The organism is Halorarum salinum (assembly GCF_013402875.1).
Taxonomy (GTDB): Archaea; Halobacteriota; Halobacteria; order Halobacteriales; family Haloferacaceae; genus Halorarum; species Halorarum salinum.
Genome location: NZ_CP058579.1, coordinates 3,065,371 through 3,086,305, shown reverse-complemented (window position 1 = coordinate 3,086,305; position 20,935 = coordinate 3,065,371). Strand labels below are relative to the sequence as shown.

The 20,935-nt window shown below is 66.4% G+C and carries 26 protein-coding genes and 1 pseudogene; 17 read left to right on the top strand and 10 right to left on the bottom strand.

Annotation, left to right across the window (positions count from 1 at the left end):
* Positions 1-67: 67 nt before the first annotated feature.
* Genes HUG12_RS15485 through HUG12_RS15470 form a run of 5 tightly spaced genes read left to right on the top strand, consistent with a single transcriptional unit; the run spans position 68 to position 1,165 of the window.
* Positions 68-295, top strand: a complete 228-nt coding sequence (locus HUG12_RS15485; RefSeq protein ID WP_179269643.1) for a hypothetical protein — start codon at positions 68-70, stop codon at positions 293-295.
* The gene (locus HUG12_RS21905; RefSeq protein ID WP_281362305.1) at positions 292-423 is read left to right on the top strand and encodes a hypothetical protein; all 132 of its coding nucleotides are present in this window, start codon (positions 292-294) and stop codon (positions 421-423) included. Before HUG12_RS15485 ends, HUG12_RS21905 begins: the two co-directional genes overlap by 4 nt.
* On the top strand, positions 420-584 hold the full coding sequence (locus HUG12_RS15480; protein WP_179269642.1) for a hypothetical protein: 165 nt from the start codon (positions 420-422) through the stop codon (positions 582-584). The genes HUG12_RS21905 and HUG12_RS15480 overlap by 4 nt, the downstream gene beginning before the upstream one ends.
* On the top strand, positions 577-756 hold the full coding sequence (locus HUG12_RS15475; protein ID WP_179269641.1) for a hypothetical protein: 180 nt from the start codon (positions 577-579) through the stop codon (positions 754-756). Before HUG12_RS15480 ends, HUG12_RS15475 begins: the two co-directional genes overlap by 8 nt.
* Entirely contained in the window at positions 749-1,165 is a 417-nt protein-coding gene (locus tag HUG12_RS15470; RefSeq protein ID WP_179269640.1) for a hypothetical protein, read from the top strand. The genes HUG12_RS15475 and HUG12_RS15470 overlap by 8 nt, the downstream gene beginning before the upstream one ends.
* Positions 1,166-1,325: 160 nt before the next feature.
* On the opposite strand, the gene HUG12_RS15465 is transcribed toward HUG12_RS15470, so the two are convergent.
* Complete coding sequence (locus HUG12_RS15465; RefSeq protein ID WP_179269639.1) at positions 1,326-2,114, bottom strand: hypothetical protein; 789 nt, start codon at positions 2,112-2,114, stop codon at positions 1,326-1,328.
* On the bottom strand, positions 2,089-2,850 hold the full coding sequence (locus tag HUG12_RS15460; protein WP_218836332.1) for a response regulator: 762 nt from the start codon (positions 2,848-2,850) through the stop codon (positions 2,089-2,091). The genes HUG12_RS15465 and HUG12_RS15460 overlap by 26 nt, the downstream gene beginning before the upstream one ends.
* 239 nt (positions 2,851-3,089) lie before the next feature.
* Between HUG12_RS15460 and HUG12_RS15455 the strand changes: the two genes are divergently transcribed.
* Complete coding sequence (locus tag HUG12_RS15455) at positions 3,090-4,187, top strand: Cdc6/Cdc18 family protein (protein WP_179269637.1); 1,098 nt, start codon at positions 3,090-3,092, stop codon at positions 4,185-4,187.
* Here HUG12_RS15455 and HUG12_RS15450 read toward each other — a convergent pair.
* Positions 4,184-4,369, bottom strand: a complete 186-nt coding sequence (locus HUG12_RS15450; RefSeq protein ID WP_179269636.1) for a plasmid mobilization protein — start codon at positions 4,367-4,369, stop codon at positions 4,184-4,186. The two genes, HUG12_RS15455 and HUG12_RS15450, sit on opposite strands and share 4 nt — an antisense overlap.
* A gap of 576 nt (positions 4,370-4,945) precedes the next feature.
* Here HUG12_RS15450 and HUG12_RS15445 point away from each other — a divergent pair.
* From HUG12_RS15445 to HUG12_RS15395, 11 genes and pseudogenes are all read left to right on the top strand, one after another.
* A complete protein-coding gene (locus tag HUG12_RS15445) occupies positions 4,946-5,353 on the top strand; it encodes a PadR family transcriptional regulator (RefSeq protein WP_179269635.1) in 408 nt (135 codons plus the stop codon).
* Entirely contained in the window at positions 5,350-5,589 is a 240-nt protein-coding gene (locus HUG12_RS15440) for a hypothetical protein (protein WP_179269634.1), read from the top strand. The genes HUG12_RS15445 and HUG12_RS15440 overlap by 4 nt, the downstream gene beginning before the upstream one ends.
* The gene (locus tag HUG12_RS15435) at positions 5,586-5,849 is read left to right on the top strand and encodes a hypothetical protein (protein WP_179269633.1); all 264 of its coding nucleotides are present in this window, start codon (positions 5,586-5,588) and stop codon (positions 5,847-5,849) included. The genes HUG12_RS15440 and HUG12_RS15435 overlap by 4 nt, the downstream gene beginning before the upstream one ends.
* Positions 5,849-6,076, top strand: coding sequence for a hypothetical protein (locus HUG12_RS15430; protein WP_179269632.1), 228 nt, complete (start codon positions 5,849-5,851; stop codon positions 6,074-6,076). Before HUG12_RS15435 ends, HUG12_RS15430 begins: the two co-directional genes overlap by 1 nt.
* Positions 6,073-6,903: a nucleoside triphosphate pyrophosphohydrolase family protein gene (locus HUG12_RS21510; protein WP_218836331.1), complete on the top strand. Its 831-nt coding sequence runs from the start codon at positions 6,073-6,075 to the stop codon at positions 6,901-6,903. Before HUG12_RS15430 ends, HUG12_RS21510 begins: the two co-directional genes overlap by 4 nt.
* A gap of 122 nt (positions 6,904-7,025) precedes the next feature.
* Positions 7,026-7,217, top strand: a complete 192-nt coding sequence (locus HUG12_RS15420; RefSeq protein WP_179269631.1) for a hypothetical protein — start codon at positions 7,026-7,028, stop codon at positions 7,215-7,217.
* A complete protein-coding gene (locus HUG12_RS15415; RefSeq protein WP_179269630.1) occupies positions 7,214-8,491 on the top strand; it encodes a hypothetical protein in 1,278 nt (425 codons plus the stop codon). The genes HUG12_RS15420 and HUG12_RS15415 overlap by 4 nt, the downstream gene beginning before the upstream one ends.
* A gap of 75 nt (positions 8,492-8,566) precedes the next feature.
* The gene (locus HUG12_RS15410) at positions 8,567-9,658 is read left to right on the top strand and encodes a tyrosine-type recombinase/integrase (RefSeq protein ID WP_179269629.1); all 1,092 of its coding nucleotides are present in this window, start codon (positions 8,567-8,569) and stop codon (positions 9,656-9,658) included.
* A 538-nt stretch (positions 9,659-10,196) separates the two neighbouring features.
* Positions 10,197-10,556 carry a hypothetical protein gene (locus HUG12_RS15405; protein ID WP_179269628.1) on the top strand — a complete coding sequence of 120 codons (360 nt, stop codon included), beginning with the start codon at positions 10,197-10,199 and terminating at the stop codon, positions 10,554-10,556.
* Between the two features lie 453 nt (positions 10,557-11,009).
* Positions 11,010-11,713 (top strand): annotated as a pseudogene (locus HUG12_RS15400) (DUF2270 domain-containing protein).
* A gap of 148 nt (positions 11,714-11,861) precedes the next feature.
* Complete coding sequence (locus HUG12_RS15395; RefSeq protein WP_179269626.1) at positions 11,862-12,353, top strand: hypothetical protein; 492 nt, start codon at positions 11,862-11,864, stop codon at positions 12,351-12,353.
* Positions 12,354-12,783: 430 nt separating this feature from the next.
* Here the strand turns inward: HUG12_RS15395 and HUG12_RS15390 are convergent, their stop codons facing one another.
* The 7 genes from HUG12_RS15390 to HUG12_RS15360 form a co-directional block, all read right to left on the bottom strand.
* Positions 12,784-13,017 (bottom strand): hypothetical protein, encoded by a 234-nt coding sequence (locus HUG12_RS15390; protein WP_179269625.1) that lies wholly within the window; start codon positions 13,015-13,017, stop codon positions 12,784-12,786.
* 258 nt (positions 13,018-13,275) lie between these two features.
* Positions 13,276-14,226, bottom strand: a complete 951-nt coding sequence (locus HUG12_RS15385; protein WP_179269624.1) for a DMT family transporter — start codon at positions 14,224-14,226, stop codon at positions 13,276-13,278.
* 31 nt (positions 14,227-14,257) lie between these two features.
* Positions 14,258-15,721, bottom strand: a complete 1,464-nt coding sequence (locus HUG12_RS15380) for an ABC transporter ATP-binding protein (protein WP_179269623.1) — start codon at positions 15,719-15,721, stop codon at positions 14,258-14,260.
* The gene (locus HUG12_RS15375; RefSeq protein WP_179269622.1) at positions 15,714-17,003 is read right to left on the bottom strand and encodes an ABC transporter ATP-binding protein; all 1,290 of its coding nucleotides are present in this window, start codon (positions 17,001-17,003) and stop codon (positions 15,714-15,716) included. The genes HUG12_RS15380 and HUG12_RS15375 overlap by 8 nt, the downstream gene beginning before the upstream one ends.
* On the bottom strand, positions 17,004-18,077 hold the full coding sequence (locus HUG12_RS15370) for an ABC transporter permease (protein ID WP_179269621.1): 1,074 nt from the start codon (positions 18,075-18,077) through the stop codon (positions 17,004-17,006). It abuts the gene before it with no gap.
* The gene (locus HUG12_RS15365; protein ID WP_179269620.1) at positions 18,074-19,066 is read right to left on the bottom strand and encodes an ABC transporter permease; all 993 of its coding nucleotides are present in this window, start codon (positions 19,064-19,066) and stop codon (positions 18,074-18,076) included. Before HUG12_RS15365 ends, HUG12_RS15370 begins: the two co-directional genes overlap by 4 nt.
* Before the next feature lie 7 nt (positions 19,067-19,073).
* Complete coding sequence (locus HUG12_RS15360; RefSeq protein ID WP_179269619.1) at positions 19,074-20,720, bottom strand: ABC transporter substrate-binding protein; 1,647 nt, start codon at positions 20,718-20,720, stop codon at positions 19,074-19,076.
* Between the last annotated feature and the right edge of the window lie 215 nt (positions 20,721-20,935).

Below are 20,935 nucleotides of genomic sequence, written 5' to 3'. Positions count from 1 at the left end.
GGAGTGCATAGGCTTATCGAGTGGGCATAATGCACAATCTATAAGGTGGGGGAAGTTCTACTAGAAGATGAGCACGGGAGTCGGCCGCAGAATGGCCGCGGGCGCAGGAACGCCCTCGACCGTGCTGGATCAACCAGCAATGTCGACTACGACTCCCGCGGGGGTTAAAGCCCGCGACACGACGGACGACGAATCGGAATCCGACCGAGGAACCGCGACGGCACCGGGCCCGTTCGATGAGGAGATCGCCGAACTGGCGCCGTTCGCGTCGCGCGGCTACACGGGGGACGTATGACCGTCGAGACGACCTACCGGGTCGAGCCGGACGAGGGCGACGCCTTCCAGACTACCTCCCCCGAGGATGCGGAGACGTCCTCGAAGGACGGCGCTCGCGTGACGGCGTCGACGCGGAGGGTTGCATGAGTGCGAGCGATCCGACCGAGCTGTCGATCGACGAGTTCGCCGTGATCACGCCGTCGGTGCCGGCCGCCGAGATCGACTGCACGGACTGCGTCGTGACGTTCCTCGGCGACCCCGACGGGCCCGAGACGTGCCCACGCTGCCGGAGGGGTAACGATGTTTGAGTACGACCCGCCGGGAAGCGGGACGGCGCTGAAGGCGTGGTACAGCGAGGAGATCGGACGTGTCCGAGTGACGTCGACGCCGGGCGGGATCGCGCTGAACGCCGAACGGACGCGCGAGCTCCGCGACGAACTCGACGCCCTACTCGACCGGATTGAGGAGGACGATGCCTGAACACCTCCGAATTCTCGGAGAGGACTTTGAGGAGATCCCCGACGAGGCGCTGCGCGCGGCCGCCCACGCGGCGTACCACGAACTCGCCGAGCGGGGCGTCGACGTCACGGGCGTCGCGCCGGTCTTCGACGAGAGCGTCGTCGTTCGTCAACGTGGTGTTGAGTACACGCCGCTCGAGGAGTTCGCCGCGGAACTCTCCGGCATACTCGCACTCGACGCGACCGCGGTTGAGGGGCAGAGCGTCGCGAAGATTCACGCAAGCAAGTCGGCACTCGAGCACAACGAGCACCGGCTCATGAAGGAAGGGTACAACACGGAGCTGTATCTCGGCGGTATCGAAGAGGACGACCCGCCGACGTTACTCGTCCATCCCCGACCGGGCGACCTCGCGGAAGCCAGCGATGGGTAAGAATTGGGACTACAACAAGTCGGAGGAGGAGTTTCGGTTTTGCTGGATCAACGCGGCCAGCAACGGGCGTGATCCCCTGGAGGCCGTCGGGAGACAGTGGGGGGACCGATAATGGATGAGTTGTCTGATCGGCAACTCTCACAATCGGTTACTCGAAGGATTACCGTCGTGCAATGCGGCGGTCACTCGGACTCGTTCCATGTGTGATATCGTTACACCGCATACATTTCCACACGTATGCGCCAATCGAAGTGAATCCCTCGCCCAACTCGTTTCGGTGATCAATTCCCCAGGGGAGAGCGCAGTTCGGACACGCGTTGGGATGGTACTTGGACGTCGTCGTAGTCTCAATCGTTTGAGCAGGTTCGGTCAAGTACTTCCTGTGGAGGTTGAGACTCCTGAGCAATGCTCTCGTGTCGTCGTGGTCGATTGCTTTTGTGAGTCGGTCCAGTGGGACCCTCACCTGATGGAGTCGCTCCTCCAACTCTTCCTGATCTACATCGACCTCAGAATCTCCCGCTCGCTGGAGTGAGAGAAGCTCCGCGTTCAATGTATAGAACTCGTCGAGGAGTGCACTATACATCCCGTACATGAGGCGTTTTTCGACGGTTGCTTGTAATTCCTCCCTGGAAACGGGCCGTGCTATCGTCGCATCATAATGTTCCTCGTACAGGACATCAGGCGATGAGCATGCTGCTATCAGGATGAGTTGGCAGTACGGATTTCGGTTCAGGATGAATCGACGAATCTCCTCTTCGTCGTCTTCGAGGAGGGACTGAGAAAGGCACGCAACGGCAATACTTGAATCGAATACTCGAAAAATGTCCTGTGGTGTCGCTGCTCGCTTCGTCGACACGCCAGTGAGCCACTTCTCAAAGAGCTCCATGTGTGTCGAACTGTCCTCCAGAAGGAGGACGCTGAATTCATCCACGAATTCGGTGGTAGTCATGTGATGGGCTTGGCATACGCTTGGTCGCATCTTGGATGTAGGCAGAGATTCCACCGTCAGGTGCCGGATAGACGTTGACCTCAAACCAGAGTTCGAGGACGTCGCAATAGTCTTTCAGCACAAGCGGTTCGCGCGTCTCCATCACCTTGTGATACGTGTCGTAGAAGCTCGTATCGATAGCCTCCGGAAATATCTCCCAGAGGTTCCGATTAAGCATCTCGTCGGCATCCACGTCGTAGATTGCTTCGGCGCGACTGTCAACCGTCGTAACTTGCCAGCTGTCGTCTACTTCTAGGAGTGCGTCAGTCATACGGTCGATTGTGAGTTGGCGCTCGTGCTTGGCTCGATGCTGAGCGGCGCTATTACGAATCCTGTTTGCTAACAGTGTATACTGGTCAGTCCCCGATTGCTTTTGGAGATAGTCTGTCACCCCCGCTGAAATTGCGTCGCTAGCGACTTCTTCACTCCCTCTGCCAGTAAAGAGGATAAATGGGACGTGTTCGTCAAGCATACGAATATCTTCCAAGAGTGCGAGCCCGGACATCTCTGGCATCTCGTAGTCACTTACGATACAGTCGATGTCGTTATCTGCAAACTGCTCAAAGGCGTCGATAGCGTTCGTTACCGTCTGAACTTTGAAGTTGGGATCTTCACGTTCAAGCGCCTGCGCCGTCAGCGCAACGAAATCAGGATCGTCGTCAACGGCGAGTACGGTGAGTTGCGGCGAACCAGTCATCTGAATTTGAGTAATTACTGATGATACAGCAGTCATACTTACGATAAACGATTAATATTATCAGTGTCAATAATTACCACATATAAGCTTCCGTCTCCCAATGGTGGCGATAAACATAATGTATTTATTAATAATATCTCTGAATATATGGTGGTTCATTCCAGCCCTGAACACTACCCAGCCTACCCCCGGTAGTCAAACCCCCTTTATGTTATAGCCCATCGTCACGTCGGGCCGTGATGATATCCGACGCACAGGTCTTCCAAGAAACGCACATGCCCCATCGGCTCGAGCACCGGGAGGCCGAGATCGAGCAGCTCTCTCGTGCCCTCCAACCCGTCGTTGACGGCGACCGCGCCGAGGACGTCCTCCTCTCCGGGCCCTCCGGCGTCGGTAAGACCGTGCTCTCCCGGCACGTCCTCGCCCGACTTGACGACCAGGCGGCCGTCGCGAGCGCTCACGTTCGCTGCGTCGGCTCGACGCCCGGCAACATCCTCCGAAACGCAATTAGGAAGCTCTCGATTGGAGCGAGCGTTCATCAGGGAACGCCGATCGACGAACTCCCCCGGATGCTCCATGATGGCCTCAACGAGCCCGGGGTGCTTGTCCTCGACGAGGCGGACGACGTCCCCGATAGCAACCTCCTCTCGCTGCTCTCGCGGGCCCCGACCATCTCAGTCGTCGCCATCTGCCACAAGGCCGAACGCTGGCTCTCGCAGGTCGACGAGGTCCACCGTTCTACGTTTAAGGGCGACCACCACATCCCACTGGACCGTTACGCCGTGAACGAGCTGGCGGATATCCTCGAGGCACGTGCCGATCGAGGGCTTCACCCCGGCGTGGTGGACCGTGATCGACTCGAACAGATCGCTGACCGCGTCGCCGGCGTCGCTCGCGACGGTATCCAGACGCTCTACGAGGCGGCCATGTACGGCGGAGAGCGCGACCACCGTCTGATCGACGCTGACGACATCGCCGATGGGTACGTGCGAGCTCAGAAGAACATTCGGGAGGCCAACCTCCGCTCGCTTCCCTTTCACCACCACGTGCTGTATGAAATCGTGCGCGTCGAAGGGCCGATTACCGGTACTGAACTCCACGCCTTCTACGACGTGATGGGCGACTCGGTGTATACTGACCGACCCAAGATGCCGGTCACGCGTGGGCGGCGGCGGGCCTTCCTCCGAAAACTCCGCGAGTACGACCTGATCGAGAAGTTCGACGACGTAGAAGACGACGAGAAGACTGAGGGGGACGTCCAGTACGAGCCCGTGGATCCCGACCTCCGCTCACACCTCGATCCACTCATGGACGTACTCCCCCAGAATACTGGTTAGTCAGCCGTCTGCGCCATTTTCGCCTGGTTCGCGTTTCCCTCCTCATCCCCGTCATCTATATCCTGAAGAACCAATTCTCGGAGGTATTCGCTCATGTTCATCCCTTTTTGAGCGGCCCGAATACGGAACCGTTGTTTCGTCTCTTCCGTCACGCTCGTCGATAACCGTTCAGTCCGTTCCATGTTGCGCTGTTGCACTGTACCACCCAAAAATGTACTCTCATGTTCCACTGTACCACCGGTACAGTTATTACTGGTCCAGTGATACAGTGGCACGATGGGTCGTAGTCAAACATACGATGACGCCATCCGAGTTCGCGTCGACTCTAGTCGGCGCAAAGAACTCGAAGAAATCGCTCACGAGAGGAGCGAACCCGGTAACAACGTGAGCGTCTCCGACATCGTCCGAGAGGCGATTGACGAGATCGTTGACCATAGTGCTGAAAATACGAACAACCGTCGCTCGTGAATTAACCGAGTGACCGGCGCGCCCCACCGCGCCGGCCGAAACTGAATACCAAACCGCATGCCCCAATCCAGTGCCGGAGGCGTTAGTTATAGAGCTGTTAAGCAATGGCAGCGGCCAGTACGTGCAAACTACTGGCCGGCAAATACACCCCCCGGTAACATAGCCCCCAGCTTTATCCGTACCGTCCGAAGAACCAACCGAGCTTCACGGCACCCACCGGACGCGTCCGACAGTCCAATGCTAGGCGCGTCCGGTCTGCCGCGAGTCCCGATGCAGACCACCAACCAACGATGAATTCACACCGAGACAGCCGGGGGGACGCCCCGACTACGGAAAGCAGTATCGACACCGAGACCGACGCGACTGTCCTGACCGCGTTCCAGCAGAACATCCTCGTCATCCTCTCCGAGGAGGCGATGTACGGGCTCGCGATCAAGCGCGAGCTCGAGGCGTACTACGACGCCGAGGTGAACCACGGGCGGCTCTACCCGAACCTCGACTCGCTCGTCGAAGACGGCCTCGTCGAGAAGAGCGAACTCGACAAGCGGACCAACGAGTACGCACTCACTGCCGCCGGCGAGCAGGCGCTCTTCGACCACCTTGACTGGATTTTCTCGAAGTACGTTCCCGGGCAGCCGGCAGGCGCCGACCAGCTCCACGAGCGGATCACCGCCTACGTCGGGGGTGACGAGTCGTGAGCGAGTCCGAGGTCGAGAACCCGAACTCACCCCCGGTCCAGCTGCGCAAGGCCGCAGATCGAATCGAGTTCGCCGGCGACCACCTCCAGCTCGACGACGAGTACGCCGACCTGTCCGGTCGCGATGACGTCGCCGAGATGTGCCGCGAGATGGCACGCATCACCCGGCGGATTGCACTGCTCGCCGAGGCCGCAGCGATGGACGACGACGCGGTCGAAGGCGGTGATGGGCCGTGACGGGCGCGTCCACTGCGAGCGGCGGTGACGAAGAGGAGAAGCTGAAGGTCTGCCCCGAGTGCGGCTCGTCGCAGCTCTACCCCAGACGCCGGGGGTACACCGGCGACGTCCCGGACTCCGAGCACGACTACCGGTGCAATGGGTGCGGGCTTCGGTTCGACATCCCGGACACGCGAGAGCGACTCGTCCCTGGGCACTCGCCCGGTGACTCGCTCGCCGCCGAACTCGAGGCCGCCGACGCCGACGAGGTGAGCGGCTGATGCCGTGTCCGACCTGCTCGACGCCCGGGACGACGACCGAGTGCGTCGAGTGCCGGACGGCGTCGAACCTCGAGGATGCGGTCGCCGCCCAACAGGGCAAGCCCGACCCGGAGTTCACGCGAACCGAGCGCTCCTGGACGGGGACGAAGGCGCCGCCGCAGGAGGGGAACGGGCTCCTTCCGGACTGGCGCCCGACCGTGCAGCGCTTCGGAGGTGGACGACGGTGACCCACCGCGCCGACTGCACCGACTGCACCTGGTCGTTCCAGGATGAGGACCTCGTCGACGTCAGCGAAAAGATGGAGCGCCACGCGCGGAAGGAGCAGCACCACGTCGACCTTGAGCGGGCGGTCGCGACCGCCGTCCGTCGCGACCAGGACGACGAGGAGTTCTACGTCGTCGACGAGGACCGCGGCGCCGTCGTCGCCGGCCCGTTCGAGGAGAAGGACGAGGCGGCCGCGGACGCTCGCGACCGGACCCCAAGCCACATCGTCGCGACGAAGGGCGTCCTCGATATGATGCAGCGAACCTCCCGGGCGACGATCCGCTGGGAGAACGACGACGTCGACGTCGTCACCGACGGCGGTCGCGACGTCCAGGCTCTCTACGAGCGCGCGCTCGGCACCTGGGGGGCCGCCGCCCAGGTCGACAAGGCGACCGAGGAGTGCTGCGAGCTGGGTGCGGAGCTCGCTCGCACCCAAAACGGTCTCGGTGACGAGGCCGACCTCGTCAAGGAGATTGCCGACGCCGAGATCATGCTCGAGCAGCTGCGCCTCGTCATCGACCCGAGCCGGATCGATGCGGCGCGCGAGGCGAAGCTCGACCGGCTCGCCGAACGCCTCGACGAGGCCGAGGGGGCGGTCGCGACCGACGGTGGAGCCGCCAGGCACTGGCACCGCGCGAGCGCCAACGCCGCCCGGACCCACGCAGGCGTCGGCGACCAGGACGCTACGTGCGTCAACGGGACGCCCGGTTGTCCAGGGCCAAACCCGTCGGGGGGCGTGCTCCCCTGCGGGCCCTGCTTCCTCTCTGGAGGTGAGGCCCATGCCGACTGACGAATCAGAGCTCGACGTCCCGATGGTGAAAGCCGAGGGGCCTCTGGGGATGACGATCTCCGGGCACGAGTCCGCTGGGCCTGCCTCGGCTGGGGGTTCGTCCTCGTGGAGGTGACGACGTGATGGCTTCCATTCAGTCCGATTCGGACCGCGTCGACGCGGCCGTCGAGGCTGCGCTTGACGCACTCGAGGAGGGCGACCGCCCGCTGGTCGCGAGCGACTGGGCCGTTCGCGAGCACGACGTCGACCACCGCTACGAGGACGTCCTCGAGCGCGTTCAGGAGCACGTCCGCGAGGAGGGGGGCAACGGATGAACGTCTCCGCCCAGCTCCGCGACCTCGCGGACATCGTCGAACGGGTCGAGGACCAGACCGACGTCGAGGTTCAGGACGCCCGCCTCGCTGGCGTCGCCGTCGACGGCGCCTCGATCCGGGCAGACCTCACCGTCTTTGTCCCGATCGAGGGGGAGACCGAGTCTGTCTCGGTCTCGGAGCCAGAGGGAGACGGCGACCCCGAGCCTGACGTCGACGTCGCCGAGACGGACGGCGACGAGCATGCGTGCGACGTCGACGACTGTGAGTACGCGACTGACACCGAGCTCGGGCTCTCGATCCACCAGGGGCGCGTTCACGGTGGCGTCGAGGACACCGTCGACGAAGAGGGCGATGACGAGTCACCGTCGGCCGAAGAGCGAATCACAACCGTCCTCGACAAACACGGCGAGCTCCCCAGCAGTGAGATCGAGCTGCTCCTCGAGACGTCGAGCTCTCACTACCGGAACGCACTGTCGTCGATGACGCGCGACGGGCGCGTGAACACGCGGCAGGACCCGGAGGACCGGCGCCGGAACCTGTACCGTCTTGCAGACCAGGAGCCCGACGAAGGCGGCGACGAAGACGTCGGCCACGAGGAGTCGGAACCGGACGATGCCGACGACGGGCACGAGGATGGCGAGGACAACGGTGACCCGGATGAGGAGGAAGACGGAAGGGATGACGAAGATGACGAGCCGTCGGCGGAAGGCTTCCCGCGGGAGTGCCACTGCGGCGCCACGCTGAACGATTCGCTCGAACTCGCGATCCACCGCACCGAGGAACATGGCGTCCCGCAGGCGACGCTCGATCACCTCGAGCCCGGGGAGTTCGAGGCGATCGTCCGCGACGCCGAGCACATCCAGGACGTCGTCGACGACGTCGGTTGGAGTCGCGAGAGGACGCTCCGCGTCATTGGGGTGTACGGCCTCGGGGACGTCCTCGGTGACGTCGAGGATGGCGAGGATCCGAGTGAGGAGAGCGAGGAGTCCGGAGCGAGCGAGGATACCGACGAGGACGGTCAGGTCCCGGACCAGACGACCGAGGCGGTGAGCACCGACAGGGTCGACCTGTCGAGATATAGCATCGACCGGGAGGACCTCGTTGACGCACTCACGGGCGCCCAGACCCTCCACCACGTCCAGCGGGATCTCGGACTCGACCGGAAGACGACCAGCGAGATCCTCGACGAGATCGGGCTGCTCGAGCAGCTGTCCGCGGGCCGGTCACCGATCGCGCTGCGGGAGGCGCAGGATGCCGCACAGGGGGTGGCCTGATCGATGTCACCGTCTGACCAGAACGACCGATCGGCGGCGCAGAGCGCCACGACACAAACCGAGCGAACTACTGACATGAGCGAAACACAGAGTTACGAGATCCGCATCGGAGCGACGACCGACGGGGGCAGCCGTGTCCCCGACCTGACCCCGCGTGAGGCGTTCGAGCGGTGGCTCGGTCGCCTCCGCGGTTCGAAGGCCGACTCGACCGTCTCAGCCTACCACTACCAATTGAAGCTGTTCATCGAGTGGTGCGAGGATGAGAGCATCACGCCCATCAACGATCTCACGGGATGGGACATCGAGACGTACGAGACCCACCGCCGGGAGACGGGGATCGAACTCATCTCGCTCAACAAGGAACTGGGCACGCTCAAGCAGTTTCTCGAGTACTGTGCGCGGATCGAGCTCGTCGACGAGAACCTCCCCGAGAAGGTCGACCCGCCGGACGTCCCAAAGGAAGAGCAGGTCGACAACACCCGGCTCCACACGGACGACGCGAGAGCGCTGCTCGCCCACTACGAGACCGACGACTTCGGCTCGCGAGCACACGCGCTCCTCTCACTGGCGTGGTTCGTCGGCGCCCGACTGGGCGGCCTTCGATCGCTCGATCTCAAGCACTACGACTCGGACGACGAGTACCTCCAGTTCGTTCACCGGCCGGACGAGGACACCCCGCTGAAGAATGGGCTCGACGGGGAGCGGGCGGTCGGGCTCCCCCGGCACGTCTGTGACGTCGTCGACGCCTACATCGCGAACCACCGGCACGATACCTTCGACGAGTACGGCCGCAAGCCGCTGTTCACCAGCAGCGTCGGTCGCGGATCGGAGAACTCGGTTCGCGTCTGGATGTACATGGCGACGTTCCCGTGTCACCACTCACCCTGTCCGCACGGGAAGGAGTCGGACACCTGCGAGTTCATCGACCACACGCAGGCGAGTAAGTGCCCCTCGTCGCGCAGCCCGCACCAGGTGCGGACGGGCTCGATCACCTGGCAGCTGAACCGGGGCGTCCCGATCGAGGTGGTTGCGAAGCGGGTGAACACGTCGGTGCGGACGTTGGAGAAGCACTACGACCAGCCGACGAAGCGCGAAGAGCTGGAGGAACGGCGGCGTCAGTTCGTGGATCGGCTGGATTTCGGCGGTTCAGGGGGTGAGCAGGAATGACGTGTGTCCTTCCTGCCCCAACCCACTGTTCTCACGCGATTTTTCGGGGTTTACCCGAAGAGTAGCCCTCGCTTCGGGCGATTTCAGGGGCGATCAGCGTGAGCGTCGAATCGAACGAGGACACCCCTCCGTGATTACTGCGGCGAGTGGACCACCGAACCGCATCAGCGGCGTCCCGCGCTCCACGAGGGGGTGTCTCGCCCGTGGGGCGGTACCATCCGGTCGCAGCGTCGCCGGATGCACGCCAGCGCCGCCTGCGACCACGAGCGACGACCGCCGGGACCACACGGAAGCGTCGTCCGGGCGAACGGCGACCGACCCGGTCCGAAGGAACGCCGCCCCTCGGACGCCACCCTCCCATCAGTCTACGGTGTGCTGCTCACCTACTCGAACGGGAAACCGCGGCTCACGCCGGGGTTCCATGACTCCGTCGGCGCGGGGCCGAACGTAAAGTCACGATACCGGGCGAGGAGCCCGGTTTTTGGTAAAATCAACACTGGCCTGTGAGACTATTAGGACGTAGTAACATGGGCAGCACATGGCTTCAGTCGACCTGGTCCGATATCTGCAGGCGAAGGCGGGAGAGTACCACAGGGGAACGATCCGGTACGACGGGGCCGAAACCGACGTCCTCTATCTCCGGGACGATCTCCGGGAGGAGCGCCTGTTGAGCGAGATCGACCGGATGTTGAAACGCCTCCGCCCGGAGGCATCGTCGAAGGAGGAACGTTCGTTCCCGTTCGGCGACCTGCACGCGACGGTTCGTATCTTCGACGACGCGATCATCCTGCACTTTCCGAGAGGGGTCGACCGCGGCACCGTCGTCTCCTTGGCCCCGGAAACGGCCCGCGACCTCAACACGTTCATCGGCGAGTGTACACGCCGGATTCGGGGTTGATCGACGACCTCGACCTCGGAATCCGTCGAAAGGCTACCCGACGCGTCGTCGATTGCGGGTCACCGTCTCCCGCCGCTTCGTCCACTTCGGAGTCGTCGACCGGTCCGATCACTGGCCGTCCCGCGCGCGTGACGATCAACAAGGTGCGACGCCGAGAACGGCCCGACCGGGGGCAACGCGGGCGCGACCAGCAGCCGACCAGCGACGTTCGACGGAGACGGAAACGGGGCACGGCGCTCCGGACGAGGCCGCCGTTCGCACGCACTCCCGTCCGTAGCGGTTCGTTCGGCGGCGTCGACCGGCGAAGCGATCGAGCGAAACGGCGGGATCAATCGCTCCGTCGAGGCCGTGTGTCGCCGGTCGCGTCGGGTCCCGACGGGGAGGATCGAAGACGGACCCGGTCCGGGCGGGGTTCCTACTTCTATAAGTCCGGCCGACGAACGATGAGGGGCGATGGCACAGAACTCGGCGAAGGAAGTCGATCCGACCGACGCCAGCCGGCGCGAACTGGGGAGGGCCTCTTCGAGGAGGAGATGGCGCCGGGCTCCTCGATGGCGCACCTGTACCGGGGCGAGATGCACCGGATGAAGTACTGGCGGGAACGACTCGATCGGACGTCGAACTGGGCCGTTCTCGTCATGAGCGGCGTTCTCACGTGGGGCTTTTCGGGCCCCGAGCGCCCCCACTACATCCTCCTGTTGGGGATGGCGGCCCTCGGCGCGTTCCTCCTGATGGAGGCCCAGCGGTATCGCGGCTACGACCTCTGGCGGGGCCGCGTTCGCACCCTCCAGAAGAACGTCTTCGCGTACGGGTTGGACCCATCCGCCGGCCTGGACGATCCGGCCTGGCGGCGGAAGTTGAGTCAGGACTACCGAACGCCCGTCATCAAGATCACCAGGGAGGAAGCGATCGCGCACCGCCTTCGCCGGATCTACATGTTGCTCTTCACGATCATGTTCGGCGCGTGGGTGATCCACGCCACCGCGTTTACGCCCGCCCCCTGGCCTGCCAGCGCCGCCATCGGGTCGATTCCGGGCGTCCTCGTCACGGCGACCCTCGTCGTGCTGTATCTCGGTGCAGGCGTCATCGCAGTCCGCCCCCGCGTGTGGCAGGCCGAGGACGAACTTCACTCGCGAAACGTCGGGAAGCATCGATGAGGGACGGAACTCGTACGAAACCGTGGTCCGTCTCTCACGGCGTCCCGTGCTCGAACCGTCAGCAGCGACGCTCGCGAGCCAAGCGCTTCGGGAGTTCGGGTGACAGCGGGATGCTAAAAACTATGCCGAGTGTGCTCGTAGCTCGACCATGGATACCGCCGTCCGTGCCGCTTCCGGCGGTTCCCCTTCGACGAGGTGGTCGGCGTACGCGGGCCTCTACACGTTCGTCTGTGGCACCGCGATCGCGTTCCTGCTCTCCGATGTGTTAGTTCCATTCGGAGCCGTGATCGGGCTCCCGACGCGGTTTCCGATGGTCACGCTTGCGAGTCCGGCGCTCGTCGTCGGAACGGCCGTCTGGTGGACGCTCGTCGAACGGCGGGACTCGTACACGTACCCGTACGGGGGTGTCTTCGGGTCGGTCACGGCCCTGCTGACGGGGTGTCTGTGGGTCGTCGGATTCGCGAGCGTCTGGGGGGTCGAGATGCTGACGGCCGGGATGGTCCCCGTCTTGGTCGCGTTCGTGCTCGGCGCGGCCGCCACGGCGGGCCTGCTCGCGGGGCTCCCGCTGATGTACGCCCGGTGTCGTCTGGGCGACCGACCGTCACGGGGAACGAGCGGATCGCGTAGTCGGCACGGGTGACGTCCGTGCTTCCCTCCCGGCAGCCGTCTCCGTCGTGAACGACGGTCCAGTCACGAGGATCGCCGTCCGCGTTTCGGGCCCCATCCGGGCGGCGTACGGATCGATCCGCCGGATCCCGCGTTCCCGTTCGTTTCGGCGCCGGCGTACCGCGTCGGCCGTGGGCGTCCTCCCGATGGTGGCGTGGCCGGTCGGGGAAGTGACGGAAGGCCGACGGAGAGAACCTGCCCCCGACGCGCTTCTCCGAGGGCGCCCCGGCGTCCGATGTCGGGTCCGCCGTCCGGACGGCGGTCGAACCGACCTGAACGGGAACGGAGCGGCGGCGCTATGGACCGTCCACCAGCGACCGCTCGCGCGAAGAACCGTGCGTGGACGCGACGGGTGCCGCGCTACGGGGGCGCGCGAACTCGCGTGAAACGGGGTTTCGAAGCGCTTACTCGGCCCGGTAGCCGTGCCCCGCGAGCAGCGCGGCGAAGTTGGCACAGACGAGCGCGGCGAACAGCGGCCCGTCCGACGAGTCGAGGCCGTTCACGAGCAGCGGTAGATACAGGAGCGGGAGGCCGATGGCGGTGTAGAACGCCATCGCGCGGATCGGGGAGAGCTCCGTCCGGTTCTGGACGGTCCTGGTAAGCCGAGCGAACTCGCGGAGGGGAGTGGAGGGAGTCATGGCCTGGTGTTCGTCGTAGTCCACGGACGCCGACCCCATATAGTCGGCAGAGCGTTCGCGACGCTTCGGACGTTTCACGGCGCGTACGGTCACCCTACCTCGTTTCACGACCGCCTCAGATCGCCCTATACCGTTCATCACGGGAGCAGATCCTTTTTCTCCGTACCGTGATTCCGACGTGATGGCCGCTGCCGACGACGTGTCTTAGCGTACGCCTACCGTCCGGCCGGGTTCGGTCTACGAACCGACTAACGCGGCTTACCGCGTCGGCTCGCCGCGAACCCGTGACCACTCCGCGCGCACCGCCCGCCGCTTCAGCAGGAGGAACCCGCCGAAGATGAGCAGGAAGCCTGCGCCCGTCGCCGGCGTCGGCGTCTCCGCGAGGAACGCCCACCCGGAGAGCGCGGCGAACACCGGCGCGACGTAGGAGACGAGGTTGATCTCGACGGCGCCGAGTCGGTCGAGCAGGTCGAAGTACACGAGGAAGCCGAGCGCGGAGGCGGCGATCGACAGGTACGCGAGCGCCAGGACGGCGTCCGCGGTCCAGGCCACGTCCCCGACGCGCTCGCCCCGACCGTACGCCGCGACGTGCATGACGAGCGCGCCGCCGACCATCGACCACGCCTCCATCGATTCGATCGGCATCCCGGCGTCGATGCGGCGGGTCAACACCGACCCGAGCGCGAACGATGCGGCCGCCAGGAACACGAGGAGCTTCGCGACGGCGCCGCCCGCGAGGACGTTCCCCGGGTCGGGGTCGGCCAGCACGACGACGCCCGCGAGTCCGAGCAGGAGGCCGAGCACACCGACCGCCGTGAGCGACTCGCTCGGCAGGAACGCCCGGGCGAACCCGGTCGTGAGCGCCGGAGAGAGCGAGACGATGACCGCGGCGGCCGCGCTGGTCACCGCGGGGTCGGTCTCGCCGACGAACAGGAAGGCGTGGTACGCGGCGATGAGCAGGACGGCGCCGACGGCGACGGTCGCCCACTCGTCGCGGCCCCGCGGGACCGGATCGTCGACGACGTACCAGGCGTACGCGAGCATCAGGACGCCGGCGACGTCGTAGCGGACCGCCGCGAACAGCACCGGCGCCTCGAAGAAGCCGCCGGGCGCGTCGGGCGTGCCGAGTCCGGCCTTGATGGCCATGAACGCCGAGCCCCAGACGGCCGCGAGAACGAGGAACAGCGAGAGGTTTCGGTACCGGCTCACACCGACGGTTTCCGCCCGCAGGCGGTGAGGGTTACGGTTCCGGCGAACCGCGTCCGTCGGCCCCGTTCCCGTCGGTTACATCGGTGGAGTCGTCGCCGTCGTCGGGGGCCTCCCCGGCCGCGGGGTGGCCGATCATCGTCGCCGGCCCCCCGTCCAGGTCGGGTTCGGCGATCGGCCCGTCACCCCCGCCGGGACGGCCGTCGTCCGGACCCGCGTCCTCGTGGAACAGGTGACAGGCCGCGGGGTGGGGTCGGTCGGGGAGCGGCGGCGCGTCCGTCTCGCACACGGACTCGAACCGGTCGCGGAGGCGCGCCGCGGCCTCCTCCTCGCGCCCGTTCGCGAGGATCTCGAGCGCGTCCTCGACGGTGTCCATGTTCGCGCCGGCGATCCCGTCGAGCTCGAACTCGTCCCTGACGGCCCGCTTGAACGCGACCGCACCGGCGTCGGGGTCGTCCAGGCGTTCCCGCACGGAGTCGGCGTCGAACCCGCCGCGTTCGAGCCGGTCCCGGAGGTCCATCACGCGCCGGTAGTCCCGCTGGGCGATCTCCACGCCCGGCGGGGGGATGATTTCGGGACACCGCGTCCGGAATCGGCAGCCGGAAGGCGGGTTCCGCGGCGAGGGGACGTCCCCCGAGAGCGGGTCCACCCGTCGGCCCTGCTCGCTCACGTCCGCGCGCGGAACCGACTCCAGCAGCGCGTTCGTGTACGGGTGTTTCGGCTCGTCGAAGATCGCGTCCGTCGGGCCGGTCTCGACGACCTCGCCGAGGTACATCACCGCGACGCGGTCGCAGATGTGCCGGACGACCGAGAGGTCGTGGGCGATGAACAGGTACGTCAGCCCGTACTCCTCCTGCAGATCGTCGAGCAGGTTGAGGATCTGGGCCTGGACGCTCACGTCGAGCGCCGACACCGGCTCGTCGAGCACGACGAACTCGGGGTCGAGCGCGAGCGCGCGGGCGATGCCGACGCGCTGGCGCTGGCCGCCCGAGAACTCGTGGGGGTAGCGGTCGACCTGGTCGGCCGAGAGCCCGACCCGTTCGAGCAGTTCCTTCGCCCTGTCGCGGCGCCACTCGTGGTCCGACCGACCGTCCGCCGGCGACTCCTCGGGGAGCCCGTGGATCGAGAGCCCCTCGGCGACGACGTCGCCGACGGTCATCCGCGGATCGAGGCTGGAGAACGGGTCCTGGAAGACGATCTGGGCCCGCCTGCGGAACGTCCGCAGTTCCTCCCCGGACATCCCCAGCACGTCCTCGCCGTCGAACTCGACGCTCCCCTCGGTCGCCTCGCGGAGGCGGAGCAGCGTCTCGCCGGTGGTGGACTTCCCGCACCCGGACTCGCCGACGAGCCCGAGCGTCTCGCCCCGCTCTACCGCCAGGTCGACGCCGTCGACGGCCTTCACGCTCGTCGGCTCGCGCCCGAGGAGGCGATCCAGCAGCGTGTCGTCCTCGAAGTAGTACTTCCGGAGGTCGCGGACCCTGACGAGCGGGTCAGTCATCGGTCGACACCTCCTCGCCGACGACCGAACCGCCGGTCGCGTCGTCGTCGGTCACCCCGTCAGCGGGTCCGGCGGTCGGGTCGTCCGCCTCGAAGTAGTCGGCCGGGAGCGCGTCGGCCTGGTCGTACTCGCGCTCGGCGAGCACGCAGCGCGCGGCGTGTTCGTCCGTGCCCTCCGCCACGTCGTACTCGGGGATCCGGGTGAGACAGTCGTGCATGGCCCTCGGACAGCGGTCGGCGAAGTAACACCGGTCGCCCATCTCCGAATCCAGCAGCGACGGGACGTTCCCCTCGATGGGCCGGAGCCGCGGCGCGGGGTCCTCGAGGTCCGGGATGGACCCGAGCAGCCCCTCCGTGTACGGGTGGACCGGCGACTCGAACACGTCCGCGAGCGTGCCCCGCTCGACGATCTCGCCGGCGTACATCACGCCGACGCGACTGCACATCCGGGCGATGACGCCCAGGTCGTGGGTGATCAGCACGACGGACATGCCCTCCTCCTCCTGTAAGTCCCGCAGCAGGTCGAGGATCTGGGCCTGGATGGTCACGTCGAGCGCGGTCGTCGGCTCGTCGGCGACGAGCACGTCCGGCTCGCCCGCGAGCGCCTGGGCGATCATCGCGCGCTGGAGCATCCCGCCGGAGAACTGGTGGGGGTACTCCTCGGCGCGCTCGGCCGGGTCGGGGATGCCGACCTGCTCGAGCAGTTCGACCGCGCGCGAGTGGCTCGACTCGCTCGCGTAGCTCCGGTTCGGGAGCAGCGAGTCCACGAGGAACCGGCCGAGCCCGTAGCCCTGGGTGCGCGAGCGGGTGCGTCGCGGGTTCGCGCGGGCGCGCCGCTGGACCTCGACGGCCTCGGCGATCTGTTCGCCGACGGTGAGCGACGGGTTCAGCGAGGACATCGGGTCCTGGAACACCGTCGAGAACGCCGGCCCGCGGAGCGCGCGCCGGACGCCGGTCGGGAGCCGCCGGACGTCGACGAAGTCGCCGTCGACCGCGTCCGGGTCGCTCCCTCGGAACTCCTCCGCGAGGTCGGCGTCGCGGTACCACACCTCCCCCTCGACGACGCGGCCGGGCGAGTCGACGAGATCGATGACCGACAGCGCGGTGACGGACTTGCCCGACCCGGACTCGCCGACGACGCCGAACACCTCGCCGTCGCGGACGTCGAAGTCGACCGACTCGACCGCGTTGATCTGCCCCTCGCTCGTGTGGAACCGCGTGGTCAGGTTCCGGACGCGTAGCACGTCGTCGGGGTGGCCCCCGACGGCTGACTCGCGGGCCATCTACATCCCCCCCTCCCCTTCGATGCCGGGGTCGAGCGCGTCCCTGAGCCAATCGCCCACGAGGTTGATGCCGATCACCGCGAACACGATGGCGAGCCCCGGGATCGTCGCGTACCACCACGACGAGGAGAGGTAGTCCCGGCCCTGCGCGATGTCGAAGCCCCACGAGAGCGTCGTCCCCGAGAAGCCGAGGAACGACAGCGCGGACTCAAGCAGGATGATCGCGGCCACCTGGATGGTCGCGAGCACGAGGATCGGCGTGATCGCGTTCGGGAGCACGTGCCGGAGCACGACCCGGGCGTCGCTCGCGCCGAGCGCACGCGCGGCCTTCACGTACTCCTCCTCGCGGATCGAGAGCGCCTCCCCGCGGGCGATGCGGGCGAACCACACCCAGTTGACGAAGCCCACGACGAGGATGACGACCGTGGGGAGCGTCACCGACGGCGGCATCGGCGTCGGCAGCCCGACGGCCTCGCGAAACGCCCCGGCGACCCCGCTCGTGACGAACGGGTCCGGGACGCTGACCGCGACCGCCGCCTGGAACCGGCTGAACAGGCCGATGAGCGCGATGGCGAGCACCAGCGACGGGAACGCCAGCGACACGTCGGCGGTCCGCATCAGCACGTCGTCGACCCGGCCGCGGTAGTAGCCCGCGACGAGACCGACGCTCACGCCGAGCACGCCGGCGAGCACGGTGCCGAAGAGGCCGACCAGCAGCGACGTTCGCGCGCCGTAGATGGTCCGCGAGAGGATGTCCTGCCCCAGCGAGTTCGTCCCGAGCGGGTGCTGGGCGGTCGCGTTCACGGTCACGGACTCGTTGACGATCTCGACGCTCCCGTTCACCACCTCGGAGGTGGTCCGCTGCTCGGTCGTCGTGAAGCCGAGCGGCGGGGCGCTGGAGTTGTCGAGGTCCTGCGTCCGCGGGTTGTGCGGCGCCGCGAACGGCGCGAGCACGGCGACGAGCACGATGGCGACGACGAGCACGATGCCGACCTTCGCGAGCGAGCTCGACCGGAGCTCCCCCTTCAGGTTACGGATCGTCCGGGGGGAGACCGAGAGCGGTCCGAGCTTCATTCGCCCATCACCCTCGGATCGAGGTAGGCGTACAGCGCGTCGACGACGATGTTCACGACGACGAAGCCGACGCCGATGACGATGAGGCTCCCCTGCAGGATGGGCCAGTCGCGCGCGTTGATGGCGTTGATGACCTCGGTGCCGAGCCCCGGCCAGGCGAACACGGCCTCGGTGATGACCGCCCCGCCGATGAGCGTGCCCAGCTGCAGGCCGAGCACGGTGATGACGGGGACGAGCGTGTTCCGCAGGACGTGCTTGTACCTGACCAGCGTCTCGGGGAGGCCCTTCGCGCGGGTGGCCCGCACGTACCCCTTCCCGAGTTCGTCGAGCATCCCCGACCGGGTGAGCCGGGTGATGAGCGCCGTGAAGTACGTCCCGAGCGTGATGGCGGGCAGCGCGAGCGATTTCAGCCAAGCGCCCGTAACCTCGAAGAACGGCGCCGGACCCGTGATCGCCCCGACGGAGTCGGCGAAGCCGAACGCCCGCCCGCTGGTCGGGAACAGCCCGAATTCGACCGAGAGGACGAGCACGAGCATGATGCCCAGCCAGAAGTTCGGCGTCGAGATGCCGACGAGCGAGAACGTCGTCGCCGCGTAGTCCGCGGGTTCGTGCCGACGGGTCGCGCTCACCACCCCGAGGGGGATGGAGATGACGACGGCGACGATGCTCGCGGCGATCGCGAGCTCGAGCGTCGCCGGCAGCTTGCTGAACACCTGGGCGCTCGCGGAGATGCTCGAGATGTACGAGTAGCCCATGTCGCCCTGGAGGAGGCCGGCCAGGTAGTCGAAGTACTGTACGTAGATCGGCTGGTCGACGCCGAGTTCCTCGGCGATGCGCCGGCGCGTCTCCTGGCTGGCGTCGAGCGGTGCGACGGTGTCGACGGGGCTCCCCGGCGTGATGAATCGCAGCATGAACACCACCGTCACGACCCCCCAGACGACGCCCACACCCTGGAGCGAGCGTTTCAGTAAAAATCGCCCGTAGCCCATGACCGACTCAGTTCTCTTCGCTCGGCAGGTTCTGTGCTTCCTCGAGCAGGCGGTCCAGTTCCTCGTCCTCGTAGGAGGTCAACGCGCCGTCGGTGGCCAGCAGCGGCTGGATGGTCTGGATGGCGTCGAACGTCGCGTTGCCCCAGCCGAGGAGATACCACGGCGGCTTGTCCTCGATGTTCCCCGTCGTGACCTGGCCGACGAGCGTCTGGAACTCCTGCTGTTCGGCCTCGGCCGAGACGTTCGACAGTTCGTCGACCTGGCCCGCGACCGCCTGTGCGATCTCGACGTCGCGGAGGTAGCGCCCGATGGGCGTCACGAGCGTGATCTCCGCGTCGGCGTACCCCGACTCCTCCACGAGTTCCTCCGCGCGTTCGAGATCCTGCGGGTACGGGTCCACGTCCGAGTTGTAGCCGAAGAACCCCTCGAGGGTCGGCTGTCCGGTCGCGTCGCCGAACGTCTGGAGCACGTTCTCGATGATCGACTCCAGGTCGATTGCGTAGTTGATGGCGCGGCGGAACTCCGGCGAGTCGAACGGCTCGGCGTCGTAGCGCATCGCCGTGAAGAGGACGCGCGTGGACGGGACCGCCGACACGGAGGTGCCCTCGTTCCCGTCGATGCGGCTGACCTCCTGTGGCGGCACGTTCACCGCGACGTCCGTCTCGTCGTTCAGCAGGCGGTTGACCCGCGTCGAGGACTCGCTCGCGGCGTTGATGGTGAGCGTCGAGATGGCCGCCGGGTCGTCCCAGTAGTCCTCGTTCCGCTCGAACTCCACTGCCACGCCCTGTTCGTAGCTCGTGAGCGCGAACGGGCCGGTCCCGTTCATGTTGGAGTTGACGTACGAGTCGTCGTTACCCTCGACCCACTCCCGGTTCATGACGTCACAGTAGGTCGCGAACGACTGGAACACGATGGGGTTGAGTCCGGTGAGCGACACCTCCACCGTGCGGTCGTCCTCGCTCGCCACGGACGCCCCGTCGACGCCGACCAGCTGGTCGGTCTGGGGGCTCTCGATGCCGACCTCGCTGTCGACGATCCGGTTGATCGAGTAGGCGACGTCGTCGGGGACGAGCGACTCGCCCTCATGGAACGTGACGCCGTCACGGACGGTGAACTGGACGGTCGTCTCGTCGAGTCGCTCGTAGTCGGTCGCGAGCTTCTGGACGATGGTCCCCTCGGCGTCGCGTTCGAGAAGCCCCTCGTACGCCTGCAGGACGATGTTGTCGGTCGGCGTCTCGCGGTGGTCCTGCGGGTCGAGCCCGGAGTCCATCTGGGACTGGGTGATCGTCACGTCCTCGCCGGCGTCGGTCGCCGGTTCGATGGCGTAGGCGGCGATGCGCTCGTCGACCCGGGGCTCCCACTCGATGTCGTCGGACTGGCCGTACACCGAGTACTGCCGGTTGAGGAACCCCCACGGCGCCTGCTCGTGGACGTGGAGGTTCGCCCGCTGGAGGTACCCCTCGCGCGTCTCCGGCTCGGGTCGGTCGGTCGCGGTCCCGTCGCCGCCGGGCGTCCCGTCGCCCCCGTCGGGCGTCTCGTCGCCCCCGTCGGGCGTCTCGTCGCCGCCGCTCGAACAGCCCGCCAGTGCGGCCGTCGCGGCGGCCGACCCGGCGGCGGTCAGGAATCGTCGTCTCGTCGTCCCTCTCTCGGACATGGCTCCCACCAAGGAGGACGTTAACTTATAAACTGGGGTCTCGGGACGCCGCGACGTGACCGGGGATCGACAGTACTGGTCGTGGTTTAGGAAGCCGATAAACCGGAAGAAAGGGGATGCTACCGAAAGGCCCGACGTTCCCGGCCGCCCGTCCCCCGGCGGGTTCGCGGCGAGGTCCGGAGCCTGCCCCGCGTCCCGCGGCCGGTGCCTACTCC